This window comes from Kordiimonas lipolytica, assembly GCF_001550065.1.
Window position 1 is genome coordinate 282,580 of the sequence record NZ_LRUB01000032.1, and the last position, 22,431, is coordinate 305,010.

The 22,431-nt window shown below is 58.9% G+C and carries 17 protein-coding genes; 6 read left to right on the top strand and 11 right to left on the bottom strand.

The features are described from left to right. Both cobT and cobS read right to left on the bottom strand, forming a co-directional pair. Nucleotides 1–1,860 (bottom strand): cobaltochelatase subunit CobT, encoded by a 1,860-nt coding sequence (cobT, locus tag KORM41_RS17090; protein ID WP_068151063.1) that lies wholly within the window; start codon nt 1,858–1,860, stop codon nt 1–3. 21 nt (nt 1,861–1,881) lie between these two features. Then, nucleotides 1,882–2,889: a cobaltochelatase subunit CobS gene (cobS, locus tag KORM41_RS17095; protein ID WP_068151066.1), complete on the bottom strand. Its 1,008-nt coding sequence runs from the start codon at nt 2,887–2,889 to the stop codon at nt 1,882–1,884. A 155-nt stretch (nt 2,890–3,044) separates the two neighbouring features. Here cobS and KORM41_RS17100 point away from each other — a divergent pair, with 155 nt between their 5' ends. Continuing rightward, nucleotides 3,045–3,317 carry a BolA family protein gene (locus tag KORM41_RS17100; protein ID WP_068151069.1) on the top strand — a complete coding sequence of 91 codons (273 nt, stop codon included), beginning with the start codon at nt 3,045–3,047 and terminating at the stop codon, nt 3,315–3,317. Next, the gene (locus KORM41_RS17105) at nt 3,298–4,104 is read left to right on the top strand and encodes a type 2 periplasmic-binding domain-containing protein (protein ID WP_068151072.1); all 807 of its coding nucleotides are present in this window, start codon (nt 3,298–3,300) and stop codon (nt 4,102–4,104) included. Before KORM41_RS17100 ends, KORM41_RS17105 begins: the two co-directional genes overlap by 20 nt. Here the strand turns inward: KORM41_RS17105 and KORM41_RS17110 are convergent. The 4 genes from KORM41_RS17110 to KORM41_RS17120 form a co-directional block, all read right to left on the bottom strand. Beyond that, nucleotides 4,101–4,346: a DUF3303 domain-containing protein gene (locus tag KORM41_RS17110; protein WP_068151075.1), complete on the bottom strand. Its 246-nt coding sequence runs from the start codon at nt 4,344–4,346 to the stop codon at nt 4,101–4,103. The two genes, KORM41_RS17105 and KORM41_RS17110, sit on opposite strands and share 4 nt — an antisense overlap. Before the next feature lie 9 nt (nt 4,347–4,355). Then, entirely contained in the window at nt 4,356–5,126 is a 771-nt protein-coding gene (locus KORM41_RS17115) for a type 2 periplasmic-binding domain-containing protein (RefSeq protein WP_068151078.1), read from the bottom strand. Between the two features lie 66 nt (nt 5,127–5,192). After that, nucleotides 5,193–5,324, bottom strand: coding sequence for a hypothetical protein (locus KORM41_RS22400; RefSeq protein WP_269448987.1), 132 nt, complete (start codon nt 5,322–5,324; stop codon nt 5,193–5,195). Nucleotides 5,325–5,490: 166 nt separating this feature from the next. After that, nucleotides 5,491–8,274 carry a bifunctional aconitate hydratase 2/2-methylisocitrate dehydratase gene (locus tag KORM41_RS17120; protein ID WP_068151081.1) on the bottom strand — a complete coding sequence of 928 codons (2,784 nt, stop codon included), beginning with the start codon at nt 8,272–8,274 and terminating at the stop codon, nt 5,491–5,493. 218 nt (nt 8,275–8,492) lie between these two features. Between KORM41_RS17120 and acnA the strand changes: the two genes are divergently transcribed. Next, nucleotides 8,493–11,171: an aconitate hydratase AcnA gene (acnA, locus tag KORM41_RS17125; RefSeq protein WP_068151084.1), complete on the top strand. Its 2,679-nt coding sequence runs from the start codon at nt 8,493–8,495 to the stop codon at nt 11,169–11,171. A gap of 65 nt (nt 11,172–11,236) precedes the next feature. Here acnA and KORM41_RS17130 read toward each other — a convergent pair whose 3' ends face one another. Next, entirely contained in the window at nt 11,237–11,716 is a 480-nt protein-coding gene (locus tag KORM41_RS17130; protein WP_068151086.1) for a hypothetical protein, read from the bottom strand. A gap of 177 nt (nt 11,717–11,893) precedes the next feature. Between KORM41_RS17130 and KORM41_RS17135 the strand changes: the two genes are divergently transcribed. The 3 genes from KORM41_RS17135 to KORM41_RS17145 all read left to right on the top strand — a co-directional run bounded on the left by KORM41_RS17135 (nt 11,894) and on the right by KORM41_RS17145 (nt 15,751). Next, nucleotides 11,894–12,652 (top strand): DUF1223 domain-containing protein, encoded by a 759-nt coding sequence (locus KORM41_RS17135; protein ID WP_068151089.1) that lies wholly within the window; start codon nt 11,894–11,896, stop codon nt 12,650–12,652. Nucleotides 12,653–12,942: 290 nt separating this feature from the next. Continuing rightward, entirely contained in the window at nt 12,943–14,397 is a 1,455-nt protein-coding gene (locus KORM41_RS17140) for a DEAD/DEAH box helicase (RefSeq protein WP_068151093.1), read from the top strand. Between the two features lie 76 nt (nt 14,398–14,473). After that, on the top strand, nt 14,474–15,751 hold the full coding sequence (locus KORM41_RS17145; protein ID WP_156432033.1) for a hypothetical protein: 1,278 nt from the start codon (nt 14,474–14,476) through the stop codon (nt 15,749–15,751). Here the strand turns inward: KORM41_RS17145 and KORM41_RS17150 are convergent. From KORM41_RS17150 to gltB, 4 genes are all read right to left on the bottom strand, one after another. Next, entirely contained in the window at nt 15,748–16,047 is a 300-nt protein-coding gene (locus KORM41_RS17150; RefSeq protein ID WP_068151098.1) for a hypothetical protein, read from the bottom strand. The two genes, KORM41_RS17145 and KORM41_RS17150, sit on opposite strands and share 4 nt — an antisense overlap. Continuing rightward, complete coding sequence (gene queG / locus KORM41_RS17155; RefSeq protein WP_068151101.1) at nt 16,044–17,114, bottom strand: tRNA epoxyqueuosine(34) reductase QueG; 1,071 nt, start codon at nt 17,112–17,114, stop codon at nt 16,044–16,046. Before queG ends, KORM41_RS17150 begins: the two co-directional genes overlap by 4 nt. A gap of 1 nt (nt 17,115) precedes the next feature. Beyond that, on the bottom strand, nt 17,116–17,784 hold the full coding sequence (locus tag KORM41_RS17160; protein ID WP_068151104.1) for a glutathione S-transferase family protein: 669 nt from the start codon (nt 17,782–17,784) through the stop codon (nt 17,116–17,118). A 137-nt stretch (nt 17,785–17,921) separates the two neighbouring features. After that, nucleotides 17,922–22,430, bottom strand: coding sequence for a glutamate synthase large subunit (gene gltB / locus KORM41_RS17165; protein WP_068151107.1), 4,509 nt, complete (start codon nt 22,428–22,430; stop codon nt 17,922–17,924). Nucleotide 22,431 lies beyond the last annotated feature (1 nt).

Genomic DNA, 22,431 nt, shown 5'->3' on the forward strand with positions numbered 1-22,431 from the left:
CTACCTGATCAGTTTCGGTTTGGGTGGCGTTTCTTCAAAAAGTGCCGCCAGCTGTTCCGTCATGGCGCCGCCAAGCTGCTCGGCATCCAGGATGGTAACCGCGCGCTTATAGTATCGTGTGACATCATGGCCGATACCGATGGCGATCAGCTCCACAGGCGAGCGGTCCTCGATCCAGGTAATCACCTGGCGTAGGTGATTCTCAAGATACGTGCCTGAATTGACGGAAAGCGTGCTGTCATCCACCGGCGCGCCATCAGAGATCACCATCAGGATGCGGCGTTCTTCCGTGCGCGCCATCATGCGATTGTGCGCCCACATGAGCGCTTCGCCGTCGATATTTTCCTTGAGGAGCCCTTCGCGCATCATCAGCCCCAGGTTCCGGCGCGACCGGCGCCAGGGCGCATCGGCCGTTTTATAGATAATGTGCCGGAGGTCATTCAAACGACCCGGGTTCTTGGGCCTGCCGGCCTGCAGCCATTTCTCGCGGCTCTGGCCGCCCTTCCAGGCCTTGGTGGTGAAGCCGAGGATTTCCACGCGAACACCGCAGCGTTCCAGCGTGCGCGACAGGATATCGGCGGAAATTGCCGCAATGGATATCGGCCGCCCACGCATGGAACCGGAGTTATCCAGAAGAAGCGTCACCACCGTGTCTTTGAACTCAGTATCGCTTTCAAGCTTGTATGAGAGCGGCTTGGTGGGGTTCGAGACCACGCGCGCCAGACGGCCGCTATCCAGGATGCCTTCTTCAAGGTCAAACTGCCAATGACGGCGCTGCTGCGCAAGAAGCCGGCGCTGCAAGCGGTTCGCCAGCTTCGACACCGCGCCCGACAGGTGCGCCATCTGCTGGTCGAGATACTTCCTCAGCCGCTCCAGCTCCTCGGTGTCACACAGCTCTTCAGCCTTGATGACCTCGTCGAACTCTTCCGTGAAGATATTATAAAATGGCGTGTTCGGCAGATTGTCGAGCGGGCGGTTCGGCCGCCACGGAATGGTGCCTTCCTGCTTGCCTTCTCCGGCCTCAGCTTCGCTGTCGTCCACTTCGTCCATCGCGGCTTCGGAGGACTGCTCATCTTCCGCGGTTTCGCCTTCCTGCTCATCAGACCCTTCGGCGCCGTCTGCGTCGCCATCCTGGTCTTCGCCTGGCTCGCCGTCTGGGGTATCGGGCATGCCGTCCTCAGCGTCATCAGACGGTTCATCCTCTTGGTCGTCGTCTGATTTCTCGCCCTCATTATTGCCGATCAGCTCGGCGATGATGGTGCGGGTCAGCACTGAAGCGCCCTTCTGGTCTTCAACCTTGGTTTCAAGCTGGTCCAGAAGATGGCCGACCGATTCTTCAAGCCATTTGCGCTGGCTTTCAACCGCAACCTGGGCGCTTTCCGGTGGCGTGGCACCCGTGAGCCGTTCGCGTACCAGAAGGCCCAGCACGTCGGCCAGCCGCGAACTTTCATCGTCGGTTGGGCGCGCGAGCCCGGTTTCAACCGCTTTCTTTTCCGCAAGGGCTGCCAGGTTGGCCTTCATACCGGGCATCTGCCTGGCACCGATGGCCTCCACCCGCGCGCTTTCGACCGAATCGAAAATGGCGCGGGCCAGCGCACCGCCCGGGGCCAGCTTGCTGTGCAGCTTGGTGTCATGATAGCGGTGACGGAGCGCGAGCGAGTCGGCAAGGCCGCGCACTTCAGCCACGTCTTTCGCCCGCACCACATGCGGCAGGTAGGGCACGCGGGCTTCGCCAGCGACAATCCCCGGCACGTCAGCCGTGAACTTGACCTCAAGATTACGGTCTTCCGCAATCGCGCGCGTCACGGCCGCGAGCGCATGCTCGAACGTCTCTTTTGCTGACTGGCTACCGTCTGCCATGAGAAGCTACTCCGGCGGTGCTCAGGACGCACCACCCATCACAAGATTGGACGCACTTTCCTTCAGGTCCTGCCCGAACGAGCGCTGGTAATATTCGGCCACGATCGGACGCTCGGCTTCATCACACTTGTTGAGGAAGCTGACACGGAAGGCAAAGGCAATGTCGCCGCCCAGGATCGCCGCATTCTGCGCCCAGGTCAGGACCGTTCGCGGGCTCATAACGGTGGAGATATCACCCGCCATGAAGCCTGCGCGGGAAAGGTCCGCCACGCGCACCATGTTGGAGATGATCTCCTGGCCCTCAGGCGTGTTGTAGGCTGGCTCCTTGGCCAGAATGATTTCCGTTTCCGTGTCATGCGGCAGGTAATTGAGGGTCGCCACAATATTCCAGCGGTCCATCTGGCCCTGGTTGATCTGCTGCGTGCCGTGATAAAGACCTGTGGTGTCGCCAAGGCCCACGGTGTTAGCCGTGGCGAAAATACGGAAGGCCGGATGCGGGCGGATCACGCGGTTCTGGTCCAGAAGCGTCAGCTTGCCTTCCACTTCCAGCACCCGCTGGATCACGAACATCACGTCCGGGCGACCGGCATCATATTCATCGAACACGATCGCAGTCGGGCTTTGCAGCGCCCACGGCAGGATGCCTTCCTGGAATTCGGTGACCTGCTTGCCGTCCCGAAGCACGATGGCATCCTTGCCCACCAGGTCGATCCGGCTGATGTGGCTGTCCAGGTTTACGCGGATCGTCGGCCAATTAAGGCGCGCCGCGACCTGTTCGATATGAGTGGATTTACCCGTGCCGTGATAGCCCTGGATCATCACCCGGCGGTTGTGGGCGAAGCCTGCAAGAACGGCCAGCGTAGTGTCGTGATCGAACACATAGGCTTCATCGATATCAGGCACATGCTCGTTCCGTTCCTCGAACGCAGGCACTTCCATATCGAGATCAAGCCCGAACGTCTCCCGCACAGAAACCTTTTTTTCCGGAAGGGTCAGATTGGGCAATTTCTCAGCAGTCGCGGCACTCATACGAGACATCCTCTTGTCTTATAAACTCTTGAAAGCCATTCTAAAGAATGAGCATTTGCATTACCAGTGGGGTCTCAGGCCCTTTGGGTCAACCGAAAACCACCGGGATCGGGCGAAAATTCTTCAACCTTTTGTGTAGAGAAAATAAGGCGTTTATGGGCAAAGTCACCGAAACAATTGTAAAAAAACTGAATGACAGCCTTTCACCCACGCATCTTGAGGTGATTGACGAGTCAGAAGGCCACCGCGGGCACGCAGGATACCGCGACGGCGGCGAAAGCCATTTCCGCGTAGTGATCAAATCAAAAGCCTTTGAAGGCAAGAACCGGGTTACGCGCCAACGCATGGTCATGCATGCACTGGCGGATGAGCTGAAAGAGCAAATTCACGCGCTGTCGATCCAGGCGGATGTACCGGACACAGATTAAGGATTGGCGGCTTTTGGGGGTCAGGCATCACATACTTTTCGGGCTTGTTGGGCTTTCGGCGGGGCTTCTGGCCCTGGCGGCACCCGCCCGCGCGGGTGAGCCCATTTCCATTGTGGTTCAGGAAATGCCGGGACTGATTGAACCCGGGAAAGCACTGCCCTACAAGCAGCTGCTTGATGCGCTCCTCGAGGACGCGCCGGTCGCCAACACTGTCACCATCCTGCCGGGGTACCGCGGGCCGCGCCTGTGGCTTCGCCGCGAATATCAATGCATCTTCGGCGGCGTCAGCGCGCCGGGGCATGCGAGGCCGCGCGACACGGCCATCTCACCCACTGACTGGTCCAGCCTGCATATTTCAGCGCCCTTCAATGTGCTGGAGGTTCATGCCTTCACGCGCGGCAATGAAGCACCTGCGCGTAGCTTTACAGACCTTCAGGGCCAGAAAATCGCTGTGGACCAGGTTCTGTTTTTCGACCTGCGCTTCCATTCAGACGCGCTGAAGGCAAGCGATTTCGTTAAGGTCGGTACAGCCGAGGAAGCGCTTGGCCTCTTGAGCGACGGGCGCGTGAACCATGTGTTCGCCTATGATAACGACGTGGCCCTGCTGCAGGATAAAACTCATGCGCTCTTTGCCTATGACGCCAGCTTCACCCTGCTGGAGCTTGAAGAAAGCATGATGTGCTGGTCCGGCGGAGATGTTGCAGAACTGGTTGGCCATATCAATGGTCGGCTTGCGGAGTTGAAGGAGACGGGCACGCTGGAAAGCCTGCTGCCAAAACTGCGTTAGGGCCTGCGCTCTGCCGCCAAAGGGATGATTTCGAAGTCGACCAGGTCGCCCCACTTGTCTGTCCAGGCCTTGAACAGATCCGGGTCCTTCGTTTCCATCAGTTGGTAGCAGACCAGGCGGTCTTCCGCGAGCCAGCTGTCGATATACTCAAGCCCCAGGGGCATCATGCGGCCCTTCGCATGAAAGCGCTCATAGACCGGCCCGGCCCCGTTTTTGAATTTTTCAATCACCATATAACGCATCTGACCATCCTACTGCACCGGCGGCAGCGTTACCGGCTTATACCCCAGTCGCCGCATCGCGCCCGATAGTGCATTCACGATTTCAGGGGCAACGCTTCGGCTGCAGACGACATAGAGATTCTGTTCTTCAATCGTGCCCAGACCGTCAATGGCAATGAGGTCGAGGGGCTGGTCAAACTTGCTCCGAAAAGCATCCCAGATATGGATGGGCACAAGGGTAAAGTCCGCCCGCTTCATCCGCACCATATCCAGCGCCTGTTCAATTTGTTGCGGCCGATAAGAGACTTCGGCCTTTGCACTGTCCAGATACGGATCAACATTCGGGCCGTAGATGAACTCTTTAACAAAAACACCCCGAAGATTGCTGTCAGACAGCATCGTCTTCACCGAGCCATGTTGCACGACCTTCGCGGCTGACACGCGGCTTGCCACCAGAACATGCCTTGGCAGCAGGTCCAGCGCATAGGGCACATAGGTCCACAGCCTCGCTCTTTCGCTATTGTATGCCCTGCCCGTCGCGCAAAACTTCCTGAGACCGGCATTCAAAAGGTCGGCTTCCGTCTTCAACGTGGTTTCAACCCAAGTAACACTGAGCCCCGCCTCATCGGCGATGCGGTTCATCTCGTCAAACCGTATGCCGGACATCTTACCGTCCTGCATCAGCATCTTGGGCGGAAAATCATAAAAGGTGATTGTGATAGGTTGATCGTCGGATGCGGTAGCCGTCAGGGAGCTCAGCAACAGCGCCAGTCCTGCCTGAAAGCGTCCGCCGAGTTTCATTGAATTCCCCTGAGCGTCATGATCGCATTTTGCGGTAATGCTACCAGACCCACGGCTAAAATGCCATCAATAGGGCTTTGGCCCCTTGGTGCTCATAAAGTAACGCTTGGCATGGTGGCGGGAAAACACCAGCCCCCCAAAAGTTGTCGCCAGAAGAAGGAGCGCCATCAAAAAATCTGTGCCTGCCATATCCGCCATGGGTCTTTTCCTTAATTATGACGCGATCAGTCTCGCGTCCAATTAAGGCAGACAGATGAAAAAAATGAGGTGATTTGGTAACGCCGGAATGAAAACCGGCAGCGCATTTGGAGACACGCTGCCGGCTAATTTTTGATGTCAGGCAATCAAGGGACTGCCCGATATCTTAGAGCTGATGCGTCACCGGTGGTTTACCAAGCGGCGGTGCGAAGTGGGTGAGGTTGATGCCCTCAACCGCGGCTTCATACTCTTCGATCTTTGGCGTGCGGCCAAGAATGGTGGAAAGCACCACAACAGGGGTGGACGCGAGCAGGCTTTCGCCCTTCTTCTCGTCGCTGTCTTCCACAACACGGCCCTGGAACAGGCGCGTGGATGTTGCCATCACGGTGTCGCCCTTCTCCGCCTTTTCCTGGTTGCCCATGCAGAGGTTACAACCCGGGCGCTCAAGATAGAGCGTGTTGTCATACTTGGTGCGAGCCGTGTTCTTTGGCGCGTCGTCGTTGAACTCGAAGCCTGCATATTTCTGCAGGACTTCCCAGTCGCCCTCAGCCTTCAACTCGTCAACGATGTTGTAGGTTGGCGGCGCGATCACCAGCGGTGCCTTGAACTCCACCGTGCCGTTCTGCTTCTCGATATTCTTGAGCATCTGGGCCACGATTTTCATGTCGCCCTTGTGCACCATACAGGAGCCAACGAAGCCGAGATCGACTTTCTTTTCGCCGCCATAGAAGGAAACAGGGCGGATCGTGTCGTGCGTATAGCGCTTGGATACGTCTGCGTTATTCACATCAGGGTCAGCGATCATTGGTTCAACGATTTGGTCCAGGTCCACAACGAACTCCGCGAAATATTTCGCGTTATCGTCTGGGCGGAGCGCAGGACGCTCGCCGGATTTGATCTCGGCGATCCGCTTGTTGGCGATATCGATCAGGCCCTGAAGGGTCTGGGCCGCATTGTCCATGCCCTTGTCGATCATGATCTGGATACGGCTTTTCGCGATCTCAAGCGACTGGATCAGCGTCTCGTCTTCAGAGATACAGATGGACGCCTTGGCTTTCATCTCCGCCGTCCAGTCGGTGAAGGTGAAGGCCTGGTCAGCCAACAGGGTGCCGATATGCACTTCGATCACACGGCCCTGGAACACGTTGTCGCCAAATTGCTTCAGCATCTGCGCCTGGGTCGCGTGCACCACATCGCGGAAGTCCATGTGGTTCTTGAGCGTGCCCTTGAAGGTCACTTTCACTGATTCCGGGATCGGCATGGTGGCTTCACCGGTTGCGAGCGCAAGCGCCACGGTGCCACTGTCGGCACCAAAAGCCACGCCTTTGGACATGCGGGTGTGGCTGTCGCCGCCGATAATCACAGACCAGTCGTCCACCGTGATGTCATTGAGGACCTTGTGGATTACGTCGGTCATGGGCGCATAAACACCCTTCGGATCGCGCGCGGTAATCAGGCCAAACTTGTTCATGAAGCTCATCAGCTTCGGGATATTGGCCTGTGCCTTCTTGTCCCACACAGACGCGGTGTGACAGCCTGACTGGTAAGCCCCATCCACGGTTGGCGAGATCACAGTCGCGGCCATCGCCTCCAGTTCCTGGGAGGTCATCAGGCCTGTGGTGTCCTGCGAGCCAACGATGTTCACTTTCACGCGAACGTCGGAACCGGCATGCAGCACCTTGCCCGGTGTGGAACCAACAGCGTTGCGGTTGAAGATTTTCTCAACAGCCGTCAGGCCCTGGCCTTCATGCGATACTTCCTTGGAGGTCGCATAAACTGCAGGTGCCTCAACACCCAGCGTTTCGGCTGCGAATGTTTGCAGCTTCTTGCCGAACACAACAGCGTAAGAACCACCGGCCTTGATGAATTCAACCTTCGGGTCTGTCAGTGCAGAAGAGATATCAACAAGCTCTTCGCCGGTTTCGCTATAGAGCTTCTTGGTTTTGGTGTTGATCGTCAGCACCGTGCCGTTATCGACAGAATAGACCTGCTCCAGCACCGGATCGCCGTTTGCATCCAGAACCGGTTTGCCGTCTGCGTCCAGCTTCTTGACCCAGTTCTTGAGATCAAGGCCGATACCGCCCGTCACGCCAACTGTTGTCAGGAAGATTGGCGAAATACCGTTGGTACCGCCAACGATGGGGGCAAAGTTCACAAACGGAACATATGGGCTGGCCTGCTTGCCGGTCCAGAGCGCCACGTTGTTCACGCCGGACATCCGGGATGAACCCACGCCCATGGTGCCCTTTTCCGCCACCAGCATCACGCGCGCATCAGGGTGCTGTTTCTGCAGCGCCTGAATGTCAGCCTGTGCCTTCTCCGAGATCATGCATTTACCGTGCAGCTCACGGTCCGAGCGGGAGTGCGCCTGGTTACCAGGAGAGAGAAGGTCAGTCGACACATCGCCTTCAGCGGCAATGTAAGTGACAACCTTGATCTCTTCTTCGATGTCCGGAAGCTTGGTGAAGAATTCAGCCTTGGCATAGCTTTCCAGAAGCTCTTTCGCCACTGCGTTGCCGGCCTGGTAGGCAGCTGCCAAGCGGTCAGTATCCGCCTCATACAGGAATACCTGCGACTTCAGGACGTCCGCCGCCTGGGCCGCGATCGCCGCATCGTCACCGAGCGCAAGATCGAGCAGAACCTCAACAGACGGGCCACCCTTCATGTGCGACAGAAGCTCGAAGGCGAAGTCTGGGGTGATTTCTTCAACAGCAGCCGTCCCGAGGATGATGTCCTTGAGGAACATGGCTTTCACGCCAGCCGCGCTGGTGGTGCCCGGCAGGGTGTTATAGATGAAGAAATGGAGTGAATCTTTCCGGTGTTCATTGCCTTGATCCATGATCTGGGCAATGAGCTCTTTCACAAGCGCGCCATCATCGATGGGCTTCGGATTCAGTCCCTGTGATTTTCGAGTTTCGATCTCATTCAAATATTCAGCGTACAAACCCATGACTATCCTGACATAAAAGTGTTAGAAGAAGCTTGAAACCCGGGCGGCAGGGATGGCTGCCGAGCAAGGGAAAAGCGGGCCGGCGCGCATACTATTTCAACAAGCGTTGGGTTGCAAGATGGTTCGGCGCGAAAAGCGTATGTTTTCGGCCATTTTTTGCGCTTTCCCGTACGCGAAATCGACCTATTTGAAACTCTTTAAGTGGAGGCCTTTATCTCATGACATCCGTTAGCAAGGACACACTCCAGACTCGCCGCACCCTTACGGTTGGTAGCAAAGAGTATGATTATTACAGCCTGAGGGCTGCTGAAGCCACAATCGGGGACGTCTCCAGGCTGCCCTACACGCTGAAGGTTCTCCTTGAAAACCTGCTGCGGTACGAGGACGGCACAAGCGTGACCGCCAACGATATCCAGGCACTGGCAGACTGGCAGAAAGAGCGCCGGTCAGACCATGAAATCGCCTACCGCCCGGCCCGCGTTCTGATGCAGGACTTCACGGGCGTGCCCGCAGTTGTTGACCTGGCCGCCATGCGCGATGCGATGGCCGAGATGGGCGGCGACCCGGAGAAGATCAACCCGCTGGCGCAGTGCGACCTGGTGATCGACCACTCGGTGATGGTGGACAAATTCGGCACACCGCAGGCCTTCAAGCAGAATGTTGACCTGGAGATGGCGCGGAACGCCGAACGGTATGAGTTCCTCAAATGGGGCCAGAACTCGCTCAACAATTTCAACGCCGTGCCGCCCGGCACCGGCATCTGCCACCAGGTGAACCTTGAATATATCGCCAAAGCGGTATGGACCTCAGATGAAGGCGGCCGCACGGTGGCCTACCCGGACACCTGCGTCGGCACCGACAGCCACACCACCATGGTGAACGGCCTTGCGGTTCTGGGCTGGGGCGTCGGCGGCATTGAAGCCGAAGCTGCCATGCTGGGCCAGCCGGTCTCCATGCTGATCCCCGAAGTTGTCGGCTTCAAGCTGACCGGCAAGCTCAATGAAGGCATCACCGCAACCGACCTGGTGCTGACCGTGGTTCAAATGCTGCGCGAAAAGGGCGTTGTGGGCAAATTCGTTGAATTCTTCGGTGACGGCCTTGATGAACTGACGCTCGCAGACCAGGCAACCATCGCCAACATGGCTCCCGAATATGGCGCCACATGCGGCTTCTTCCCCATTTCCCGGCGTACGCTTGACTATATGACCTTCACAGGCCGCGACGATGAGACCGTTGCCCTTGTTGAAGCTTACGCCAAGGAGCAGGGCATGTGGCGGGATGCATCAAGCCCGGAGCCACTGTTCACCGACACGCTTGAGCTGGATATCTCTACCGTCAAACCGTCGCTCGCGGGGCCAAAGCGCCCGCAGGACCGGGTTGAGCTTGATGTTGCCGCAGAGGCATTTGAAGGCGTGCTCGAAGGGTTCGGCAAGAAAGGCGACGATACCGACTATATCGTCGACGGCGAAGACTTTGCGCTCAATCAGGGCGATGTCTGTATCGCGGCCATCACCAGCTGCACCAACACATCGAACCCCGATGTATTGGTAGCAGCCGGCCTTGTTGCCAAGAAAGCCAATGCGCTTGGCCTCAAGCGCAAGCCCTGGGTCAAGACCTCCTTTGCGCCCGGCAGCCAGGTGGTGACGGACTATCTGGACAAGGCAGGCCTGACCGAACATCTGGACGCCCTTGGCTTCAACCTTGTGGGCTATGGCTGCACCACCTGTATCGGCAACTCCGGCCCGCTGGAGCCCGCCATCTCGAGGACCATCAACGAAAACAATATGGTGTGCGTCAGCGTCCTGTCGGGTAACCGGAACTTTGAAGGCCGGGTCAGCCAGGACATCAGGGCCAACTATCTGGCTTCGCCGCCGCTGGTGGTCGCCTATGCCATCGCGGGATCGATGAAGATCAATGTGGCCACTGACCCCATCGCCCAGACCGAAGACGGCAGGGATGTGTACCTCAAGGACCTGTGGCCCACGAATGCGGAAGTCCAGGCCGAGATCGAGAAGGCGCTGACGCGTGAGATGTTCATCGAACGCTACGCCAATGTGTTCCTGGGCACGCCCGAATGGCAGGCGGTTCCTGTGTCTGAAGGCAAGACCTATGAGTGGAACAGCAAATCCACCTACATCCAGCACCCCCCCTATTTCCTGGGCATGAGCCAGCAGGTAGCCGCCACCTTAAACATCATCGGCGCACGACCGCTTGCGCTTCTGGGGGACAGCATCACGACCGACCATATCTCACCCGCCGGCGCCATCAAGGCCGACAGCCCGGCAGGCCAATATCTGCAGTCGAAGGGTGTAGCCAAGGCAGACTTCAACTCATATGGCTCCCGCCGCGGCAACCATGAAGTGATGATGCGCGGCACCTTCGCCAACATCCGGTTGAAGAACCTGATGGCGCCGGGCACCGAAGGCGGCTGGACCACACACCAGCCATCGGGCGAGCTGATGAGCATCTTTGATGCATCGATGAAATACCAGGAAGACAGCACACCGCTTGTGGTTATCGGCGGCAAGGAATATGGCACTGGCTCAAGCCGCGACTGGGCCGCCAAGGGCACCAACCTTCTCGGCGTCAAAGCGGTGCTGGTGGAGAGCTTTGAGCGCATTCACAGGTCCAACCTTGTGGGCATGGGCGTGCTGCCACTCCAGTTCAAGGAAGGAGATGGCCGCGAAAGCCTGGGGCTTGTAGGCACCGAAGTGTTCGACGTCACGGGCATTGAGGGCACGATTGAGCCCCGCCAGGACGTGGCTGTCACCATCCATTATGCTGACGGCACAACAAAAGAGATCACTGCCCTTTGCCGCATCGATACCGAAGACGAGGTGGACTACTACAAGCACGGCGGCATCCTGCATTATGTGCTCAGGCGCCTGGCGGCATAGGCTTTCAGATAGCGTATTTACTCGGAAAGGGCCGTACTGCGGCCCTTTTTTGTGGGAAGGCCCTTTTAGTGGGCAGCAAAGTCTCCGTCATCGTCAGGTGTCAGCACCCTGATGAAGGAAAGTAGATAGGTCACATTGCCATGCTCGTCGCGCGCCGGAAGGTCCAGAATGTCGGCAGCGATATGTTCCCTGCCATTATGGGGCAGAAAGCCGACGAACCGGCCGATGCACGGCGTGCGAATAAGCCTCGCGCAATAGCTGCTGAGGTTCACAAGCTTGGGATGGTCAACCTCGGACAAATGCATGCCCTGCCACAAGACACCGCTGAACAGCCTGCGGTATTCCTCGCCCAGGATGCGTATCTCCCCGTCTTCCGGAGCGCCAGGGAAATGCATCAGGTTGAAAAAGGCATGCCAGCCCGCCAGCTCCTGAAAATGAAAATCCGCCTTGAAAGGCGGAATGCGTGGGTCGGTGGATTTCGACCGATAGAGGTCGACAATGCCCTCGAAGCCTTCCAGCGATGAGAGATCCTCGTTCATTTCCATGAAACAGGCTCGCCCCCATTTGTGCCGGATAACCTTTGGCCTTGCGCTATGTTCCACCTGTAGCACCTTCGATAATCCTACTCCGATTACAGTGTCGACTGGGCATACCCGCCATGATAAGGAATGCTCACACACTGGTGATTGGCAGTTGACATTCTCTGACGATAGACTGGATTTATGAGAAAGTGGTTAATACTCCTTGCCCTGTTTGCAACGGGCTTCAGCGCCTCGGCGGATGACGCGAAAGCGCCGCGCCTGACGGTGATCGAGCTCTTTACAAGCCAGGGCTGTTCATCCTGCCCGCCCGCTGACGCGGCGCTCAGAAGCCTGCGTGGCCGCCCCGGCATCCTGACGCTTTCCTGGGCTGTGGATTATTGGGACCGACTTGGCTGGGAAGACACATTCGCCCATCCGCACAACAGCATGCGGCAGGCCGCCTACAATAAGCGCCTGGGTCGCGGCGGTGTTTTCACGCCGCAGATGATCCTTGATGGCCGGGTGCAGTGTGTGGGTTCCAAACCTGAAAAGGTCCGTGCGTCTATTGATAAAGCCCGTGCGATCGAACGCCCGGTGATCACACCGGCGCTCGCGGAAACTGCCGATGGCAAGGTCGAGCTGACGCTTCCTGCCGCCAATGTCGGCGACATGGTATCCGTCCGCGTGGTCTGGTTCCTCAGTGACGCGACGGTGCAGATCGGCGACGGCGAAAATCAGGGCCGGTCCCTGCATTATACCAATGTTGTGCGGACGTCCGACATCCTGATGGACTGGAAAGGTGACGCCAAAACGGTGATGCTTGACCCGGCGGATGGCCTCAAGGCCGGTGCAGACCATGTGGCGATCCTGCTGCAGGATGATTATGGTCACGGCCCGATCGTTGGGGCAGCCTCCATGGCCATTGGACAGGCCTCCACAACAGCCGCCAGCGCCCGCTGAACCGCCACTGCCTGGGCGGTCGCAACAAAAGCAATTTCTTGACTTTGCGGCCGAAAACCGTCATAGAGCGCGCCAACCTGCTTGACCCAAGGGGCCTGCAGCGCGCAATGAAAGCGTGAGAATGCCCGACTGTTTTGGGCAGATGATTGAACGAAGTTTCCGTGCGACAGTCGCACAAACCCAGTCAGTGACAAGGCCGATACGGCCCCTGCCCGGTTGAGGAAAAGGCGTTCATTCGAAATGAATGCAGCAGCGCCCATGGCCTGCCTTAACCGTGTTAGGAAAACTGAATGACTGACTTCACCGCGCTTGGTCTGAGCGTGCCTGTAATGGATGCGCTCGAGTCCGAAGGCTTCAAGACCGCCACCAAAATTCAAGCCCGTACCATCCCGTTCCTTCTGGACGGTCGCGATGTCGTGGGCCTTGCCCAGACGGGCAGCGGCAAGACAGGCGCCTTCGTGCTGCCAATGATCGAACGGCTGCTCAATCACGAGGAACGGCCGAAATCAGGCATGCCGCGTGCTCTGATCCTTGCGCCAACCCGCGAGCTGGCGATCCAGATCACCGATGCGGTGAAGACCTTCTCGCGCAACACCAAGCTGAGGAACTGCACCATCTTTGGCGGCGCCCCCTACCGCACGCAAACCCATATCCTGCGCCGCGGCGTGGATATCCTTGTGGCAACGCCGGGCCGCCTCTTGGACCATATGAAGCAGGGAAATATCTATCTGGATGAAGTTGAGTATTTCGTGCTGGATGAAGCTGACCGCATGCTGGACATGGGCTTTGTTGACGACGTGACAAAAATCTCCGCCAACATCCGGCGTGAGCACCAGAGCGTGATGTTCTCCGCGACCCTCAATGACAAGATCAAGGATCTGGCGTCCACGCTTCTGAAAAACCCGGAGCATGTTGAGATCACGCCGGAAGCTACCGTTGCCGACAACCTGATCCACAAGGTAATGTTCGTGGCGCGGCACGACAAACATGAGCTGCTGTTCCACATGATCGAAGAAAAGCGCGTTTCCAAAGCCCTTATCTTCGTGCGCACCAAAAAAGAAGCCGACGAGTTGGCGGAAATCATGCTCGAGAAGGGCTATCTGGTTGACGCCATCCACGGCGACAAGCAGCAGCGCCAGCGCGAACGCATCATCCGCTCTTTCCGGAGCGACAAGATCGATTTCCTCGTGGCGACCGACGTGGCGGCACGCGGTATCGACGTCAAGGACATCGACCATGTGTTCAACATCGATGTGCCGATCGAAGCTGAAAGCTATGTCCACCGCATCGGCCGCACCGCCCGCGGCGGCAAAAGCGGCGAAGCCTATACTTTCTGTTCAAAAGGTGAATTCAACCTGCTGCAGGCCATTGAGCGCCTGATCAAGATGCGGATCGAGATCGATCACGATCACCCGTTCCCACAGCAGCCCAACCCCAAGAAAGGCAAGGCCAAAGTACGTCCGCGCCCGGGTGGCCCGCGCACAGACCGCGCAGAAGCCAGCGGAAAGAAGCGGAAAGACCGCAAAGACCGGACGCCGCTTCACAAGCAGAGCAAGCACCGCAAAGGCCAGAGCGCTGCAGGCAAAGCTTCTGGCAAACCAGGTAAAAGCAGGCCCGCAAAAGGCAAGTCCGACCAGGGCAAGCCCACGAAGGGCAAGCCAGCCCGCAGCGGTAAGCCAATGGCGAAATCGGCCCGCCCGAAGAAAAGCGGTGGCGGCTTCGATACCCTGAAGCGTCGTGCTTGATCTGAGGGCCTGATCTGGGGCGCTGATCCAAAGACAGGCTTGGCGGATTGACAGAATTGTGCCTAGGATGCGTTCCATGAAACACATCCTGGGCATTTTCATTTTTGCCGTCGTGCTGGCGAACTCCGCCACCGCGGCGGACCTTTTCTTTGAAACCGAGGCTGCCTATCAGGCGAGCCAGGCAGAACGCAACAAGGGTGTCGCAGCCTTCCGCGAAGGCGACCACCAGACCGCTCTGACGCACATCGAAGAAGCCCTCAGGCACCGACCCAATCACCCCCTGCTTGTGGGATATGTGGCCTATCTGGCGGCGGAAACGGGCGATACAGACAAGGCCTGGAAGGCCGCCAATCAGTATGCGGCGCTGGGTGTCGCGCCGGGGGCCGATATCCGCCTCGCGCTCAGGAACGCGCTGGGTGAAGTGCGCGGCGATGAGCTGGACCGCCTGTTTGATGCCAACATGGCGGTGGCAGGTAGCGCCCAAGTAAAACTCATGCTGCCGGAAAACCACCGGTTGGTGGAAGGCATCGCACAGGACGCCCACGGGCGCTTCTATTTCGGCACCGTGGTGTCGGGCGAAATCATCCGCATGGACGCCACTGGCCCGAAAAAGATCGTCGACGCCAAACAGCATGAGTTTGGCAGCTTCTTCGGCATGACCTTCCATGACGGCAGCCTTTACGCCACCTTCGCCCACATCGAGCAGACCCCCGGCTATACTGAAGGCGAAGGCCAGACCGGCATCGCCCGCATCGATCCGGCAACCGGAGACATTCAGGATGTCTGGACGCTGCCGGGCGGCACGGAAGACCAACAGCTGGCGGATATCACCGTGACCAAGGATGGCAGCATTTTCGCCACGGACGCCAAAGGCGGGAAGGTCTATCAGATCACGGGCGATACGCTGTTCCCGCTGTTCGCCCATGATGGTTTCATGAGCCCACAAGGGATCGCGGAAACCGCTGACGGCCAGCTGATCATGGCGGACTATGGCCGCGGCCTGTGGCATCTGGACCGGAAGAGCGGCGATGTGAGCCTGCTCGGCGTCCCGACGGACGCCAGCCTGCACGGCATTGACGGGCTGGCACGCGGTGGCGATAGGCTGATTGCCATCCAGAACGGGGTCAACCCGCACCGCATTCTGGCGCTGACAATCACTGAGGATGGCAGGTCTGTTCAAAATGTCGTGGTGAAGGCACAGGCCCTGCCTGATTTTGACGAACCCACCCTTGGGGTCGGCACCCCAGACGGCTTCTATTTCATCGCCTCAAGCCAGTGGCCCAAGTTCGGGCCGGGCGGCATGGTCAAGGAAGGCACTGTGGTTAGCCCCACCGCGGTGATGAAGCTCAATTAATCGACACTGTCGCTGACAATGTCATAAACATCCGGGAACAGGGTGCGCTCAAAAATGCCAACCTTGGCCTTGTAGCCCGGCTTGAAAAAGAAGGGGGCGAGCGTTTCAATGGTGCGTTCCTGCCCGTCTGCGAACCGTACCGTGATCAGGCGATAGCCGTTGCCGCCGGGCACGTCCTCAAGCTTGACGATTTCAGCAACCACCGTGATGGAGGGCTTGGCGGGTACGCGCGAGAAGAACCACGCACCGACGGCCACAGCAAGCAGCACAAACCCTATGGGTAAAAACCTTTTCATTCCAAATCCCCCACTTCTTTTAGTTGCGCTTGCGCCCATTTGGCTGCATCACGCACCACGGCGCTTTCATCCTCGCAAAGCTTGGTCACACGTGGCAAGTGGCTTTCGTCGCCCGAATTGCCGATGGCATAAAGCACATTGCGGACAAACCGGTCACGGCCAATGCGTTTGATCGGGCTGCCGGAAAACACTTCGCGGAAAGTAGCGTCGTCCAGTTCGGCCAGGTCTTCAAGTGCCGGGGCGCCCAGTTCCACCCGCGCGTGGAAGGCGGCCTCCGCCGAGACCTGCGCGAACTTGTTCCAGGGGCAGGCGGCCAGGCAATCATCACAGCCATAGATGCGGTTGCCAAGCGCCTTGCGGAACTCTTCCGGAATCGGGTCCTTGTGTTCGATCGTCAGGTAGCTGATACAGCGCCGGGCGTCGATCTGATAGGGCGCGGGGAAGGCGTCTGTCGGGCAGGCATCAAGGCAGGCCCGGCAACTGCCGCACTGGTCCCGGTGCGGTTCGTCTGTGGGCAAGTCCAGGGTGGTATAGATGGCGCCCAGGAAAAGCCAGCTGCCAAAATCGGGGCTGACCATATTGGTGTGCTTGCCTTGCCAGCCAAGGCCTGCGGCGGCAGACAGCGGCTTTTCCGGCACGGGCGCGGTGTCCACGAATACCTTCAGTTCGCAGCCCCAGGTCTCCACCATCCAGCGCGCCAGCGCCTTCAGGCGTTTCTTGATGATGTCGTGATAATCCTTGCCGCGCGCATAGACGGAGATATTGCCGAAGCCCTTTTCCTCAAGCAGCAGGCGCGGGTCTGCCTTCGGGCCATAGTTAACGCCCAGCATGATGGCGCTTTTCGCCTCGGGCCACAGGTTCGTGGGGCTTTCGCGGTGATGCAGGCGCTCTTTCATCCAGGCCATGGTGCCGTGGCGGTCCTGCGCCACGAACGCCCGAAGCCCCTCTACCACCTTGTCGCTGGTTTCCGCGCGTGTGATGCCGAAGGCGTCGAAGCCCAGCTCGCGTGCTTTTTCTTCAAGCGCGCCCCGAATGTCGCCGGGGCCGGATTTCGGACCCCCCGACACCTTAGAAATCCAGTTCGCAATAGTGCGCCGGCGGCTTCAGCCCGGTGATGCGGTCTTCAAGAAGCGCGCGCACAGACCGGCGGGACTTGACCCGCACATACCATTCCTTGACCTGCGGCCAGTCTTCCCAGTTGATGTCGCCGAAATAGTCGACCACCGAAATGTGCGCGGCAGCCGCTGCATCTGCCATGGTGAACTGCGGCCCCGCCAGATAGTGGCGGCGCTCCGACAGGTAAGAGATATATTTTAGGTGCACCTTCAGGTTATGGGCCGCACAGCGGATGGCTTCCGAATCCGGCTCGCCCATCCTAAGGAACCGCTTGAACAGCTTTTCCGAGACCGTATGGCGCGTCACTTCCGTACCCAACTTATTATGGAACCAGCCCGTAAGGCGGCGGATTTCATAGCGGTCTTCCGCGTCGCCGATCAGCATCGGCGGCTCCGGGATCACTTCCTCAAGATATTCGGCGATGGCCATGGTGCCGGAATAGGCGTGCCCGTCGTCCATCACCAGCACAGGCACCTCGCCTGCAGGGTTAAGGGCAAGGAAAGCCGGGCGGCGCTCCCACTCCTTTTCAAGGCGCAACTCAAAAACCACGCGCTTCTCCACCAGAAGCGCGCGTACAAACCGCGCGGAAGGACTAAGCCAGTGATGATAAAGTATTGGCATAACAGCCCCTTATTAGCCGATGCGTAGCGCCGCGCCAATCCGGAAAACGCTGGCACACGTGAAAAACCCCCGGGAAGGCAAATGCTCCCCAGGGGTTATGGTCTCTTTCAATTAAGGCTGTTGTTTGACAGGCCGCTTTATGCCGTCAAGGCTTCCTCTTCGGCTTCGTCGCTTATCGGATACTCCAGCCGGTTCACCATTTCCTTCGGCACAACCTGCCAAAATTTGCCCCGCTTGGCTTCCCAGTTTGAAAGCACCGTCGCGCCCCAGCGAGAGTGGGTTTCCGCTACATGCTCCTCAACGAGGGCCTTCAGGACAGCTTCCCAGTGCGCGGAAGACAGGCGATTATAAAGCACCGTTTCCTCGTTCACATGTTCTTCGAACGTGCCTTCAGCGTCGAGAACGAAGGCCATGCCGCCGGTCATACCCGCGCCGAAGTTGTCACCAACCCCGCCAAGGATCACCGCTGTGCCGCCGGTCATATATTCGCAGCCGTTGGCACCACAGCCTTCAACCACCACTGTCGCGCCCGAGTTCCGGACCGCGAAACGCTCGCCCGCCTGGCCGGCCGCAAACAGCTTGCCCGCCGTGGCACCATACAGCACGGTGTTGCCAATGATGGTGTTGTCGTTTGAGTTGAACGACGCCCGGTTCGATGGCCGCACCACAATGGTGCCACCCGAAAGGCCCTTGCCGACATAGTCGTTGGCGTCACCCGCCACTTCAAGCTTCAAGCCCTGCACCGCAAAAGCGCCGAGCGACTGACCGGCAGAGCCGCGCAGCCGCACGGTCACATGGTCAGGCTTCAGGCCGGTCATGCCGAAGGTCCGCGTGATCTCTGATGAGAAGCGCGTGCCAATGCCGCGAAGCGTGTTCTGCACCGAGTATGTCAGCTGCATCTTCTCGCCTTTACTGAAGACTGCCTTGGCGTCCTCCAGCATCTGGGCGTCCAGCGTGTCCGGCACTTCGTTGCGGCCTTCAAGCGTGCAAACAGCGCGGCGGTTACGGCCGCCGACTTGCACCAGAAGTGGGTTGAGGTCCAGATCATCCAGATGGTCCGCGCCGCGACTGACCTGATGCAGCAGGTCCGTGCGGCCAATGATGTCATCGAGCTTCTGGACCCCGAGCTCAGCCAGGATTTCGCGCACTTCTTCAGCGATGAAGCTGAACAGGTTCACCACCTTGTCGGCCGTGCCGTCGAACTTCTTGCGAAGGTCTTCGTCCTGCGTACAGATGCCCACCGGGCATGTGTTCGAGTGGCACTGGCGCACCATGATGCAGCCCATGGCCACAAGGCTTGCCGTGCCCACGCCGTATTCCTCAGCGCCCAGCATTGCGGCGATCACCACGTCGCGCCCCGTGCGGATACCGCCATCGGTCCGCAGTTGCACCCGGTGACGAAGCCCATTGAGGGTGAGCACCTGATTGACCTCTGCAAGACCAATCTCCCACGGCGTTCCGGCATATTTGATGCTGGTCTGCGGGCTTGCGCCCGTGCCGCCCGAATGGCCGGACACCAGGATCACGTCGGCGTGCGCTTTCGCAACACCGGCGGCGATGGTGCCGATACCGGCAGAAGACACCAGCTTCACACACACCCGTGCCCGCGGGTTGATCTGCTTCAGGTCGTAAATCAGCTGCGCCAGATCCTCGATCGAATAGATGTCATGGTGCGGCGGCGGCGAGATCAGCGTCACACCAGGCGTGGAGTGCCTGAGGCGTGCGATCATTTCCGTCACCTTAAAGCCCGGCAGCTGGCCACCTTCACCCGGCTTGGCGCCCTGGGCCACCTTGATCTCAAGTTCTTCACAGGCGTTCAGATATTCAGCCGTCACCCCAAAGCGACCGGAGGCCACCTGCTTGATCGGGCTGTTGGCATTGTCGCCGTTTTCATACGGCGTATAGCGTTCCTTGTCTTCGCCACCCTCGCCCGAGACGGACTTGGCGCCAATGCGGTTCATGGCAATCGCCAGCGTTTCATGCGCTTCTTTTGAAAGCGCCCCCAGGCTCATGCCCGGCGTGATGAAACGCTTCCTGATCTGGGTGATCGATTCGACCTCATCCAGCGGCAGGGCCTCATCCGCCCGGCGGAAGTCCATCAGGTCCCGCAGGTTCACCGGCGGCAGGTTATGCAGCCCTCGTGAATAGGTCAGATATTTTGCGTAATTATCCTGTGTGACTGCCGTTTGCAGCAAGTGAATCAGCTGGCCGTCATGGGCATGCACCTCACCGCCGCGGCGGTACCGGTAAATGCCGCCGATGGGCAGGCTCGCGCCTTCCTCATCAAATGCCTTGGCGTGCTGCTCAAGCACCTTGTGCTGGATACCCGAAAGGCCGATGCCTGAGATTTTCGTCGGCATGCCCGGGAAGAACTCCGCCACCAGCGACCGCGAGAGGCCAAGCGCCTCGAAATTGTTGCCGCCCCGGTAACTTGAGATCACCGAAATGCCCATCTTGGACATGATCTTCAGGAGTCCCTGGTCGATGGCCTCAGACGCGCGCCAGATGGCGTCGTTGAGGTCCATGTCGCCAAACAGGCCCTTGGCGTGCCGGTCTGCGATCGCATCCTGCGTGAGGTAAGCGTTCACCGTGGTCGCCCCCGCGCCGATCAACACAGCGAAATAGTGTGGGTCCAGACATTCGGAGGAACGCACATTCAGGCTGGTGAAGGTGCGCAGGCCTTCATTGATAAGGTGTGTATGCAGGCCGCCCGCCGCCAGGATCATCGGCACCGGCGCACGGTCTGCGCTGATGGCCTCGTCCGTCAGGAACAGGTGGCCCCGGCCTTCGCGTACGGCGTCCTCCGCCTCGCGCCGGATACGGTCCAGTGCTTCCCGAAGCGCGCCGTCGCCACCGCGGGCATCGAACGTACAGTCGATCACCTGCGCTTCGTCACCGAAATGACTGATCAGCGTTTTCCATTCTCGGTTCGAAATCACAGGGCTGTCGAGCACGATGGCACCCGCCTGCGTATGACCGGCATCAAGCACGTTGTTGAAGTTGCCGAAACGGGTTTTCAGCGTCATCACCCGGTGTTCGCGCAGGCTGTCGATCGGCGGGTTGGTTACCTGGCTGAAATTCTGCCGGAAATAATGGCTGAGGTTGCGGTATTTCGAGGACAGCACAGCCAGCGGCGTGTCGTCGCCCATGGAGCCAATGGCTTCCTTGGCGGTCATCACCTGCGGCTGCAAAATCAGCTCAAGGTCTTCATGGCTCAAGCCCGCCACAATCTGGCGACGCCGAAGCTCTTCACCCGTAAACTCCGGCTCTTCCGGGCCACGGAAGCCGGGCAGTTCGTCAATCTTGCGGATATCCTCAACCCAGTCCTCAAACGGCTGGCTTGCGGCCATCTTGTCCTTGATTTCACGGTCGTGATAGAAGCGGCCTTCCTTGAGGTCGAGCGCGATCATCTGACCCGGGCCAAGGCGGCCTTTTTCCAGCACGTCTTCTTCATCCACAACCACCATGCCGGTTTCCGACCCCACGATCAGATAGCCGTCGTTCGTCACCGTGAAGCGCATGGGGCGCAGGCCGTTCCGGTCCAGCCCTGCGATAACCCAGCGGCCATCAGTGGCAGCAAGCGCGGCCGGGCCGTCCCACGGCTCCATCACAGAGTTGGTATAGGCATACATGGCGCGGTGCGCGTCCGGCATGCTTGGTTTGTTGGTCCAGGCTTCAGGGACCAGAAGGGTTTTCACCATCGGCGCGTCACGGCCCGCGCGCACCATCACCTCAAACACCGCGTCAAGCGCTGCGCTGTCGGATGCGCCCTTTGGCACCACAGGCTTGATATCTTCGGAATGCTCACCGAACGCGATGGAGGCCATCCGGATCTGGTGGCTGCGCATCCAGTTCACGTTGCCGCGAATGGTGTTGATCTCACCGTTGTGGGCCAGCATGCGGAACGGCTGGGCCAGCCACCACTGCGGGAATGTGTTGGTGCTGTAGCGCTGGTGATAAAGCGCGAAACTTGAGATAAACTTCTCGTCCAAAAGATCCGGATAGAAGGTGGAAAGCTGCTCGGCGAGGAACAGGCCCTTGTAGATCACCGACCGGCAGGACAGCGAACAGATATAGAAATCCCCGACCTGCGCCTTGATCACAGCGGCTTCGATTCGGCGACGGCAGACATAAAGCTCGCGCTCAAAGTCCTCTTCGCTCGCGCCCTTGGTGTTCTCGATCATGATCTGCTCGATCTCCGGGCGCGTGGCCTCGGCCTTCTCGCCGATCACATCGATATCCACAGGCACCTGGCGCCAGCCATAGATGGCATAGCCAAGCGCGAGGATTTCCTTCTCAACAATCGTGCGGCAGGTTTCCTGGGCAGAAAGATCAACCCGCGGCAGGAACACCATGCCCACAGCCAGCTTGCCCTCAGACGGTTTATGGCCCGTGGCGCGCACATGTTCCTTGAAGAATTCCTGCGGGATTTCCACGTGGATGCCCGCGCCGTCGCCGGTTTTGCCGTCAGCGTCCACAGCACCCCGGTGCCAGATGGCCTTCAGGGCCTCAATGCCGCGCAATACCACTTCGCGCTTCGGCTTGCCGTCCAGCGCCGCAATAAGGCCAACGCCGCAGGAGGAATGCTCATCAACCGGGTCGTAAAGACCGATTGGGCCAGGGACGTGCTCGTTAAACTGTTGCATT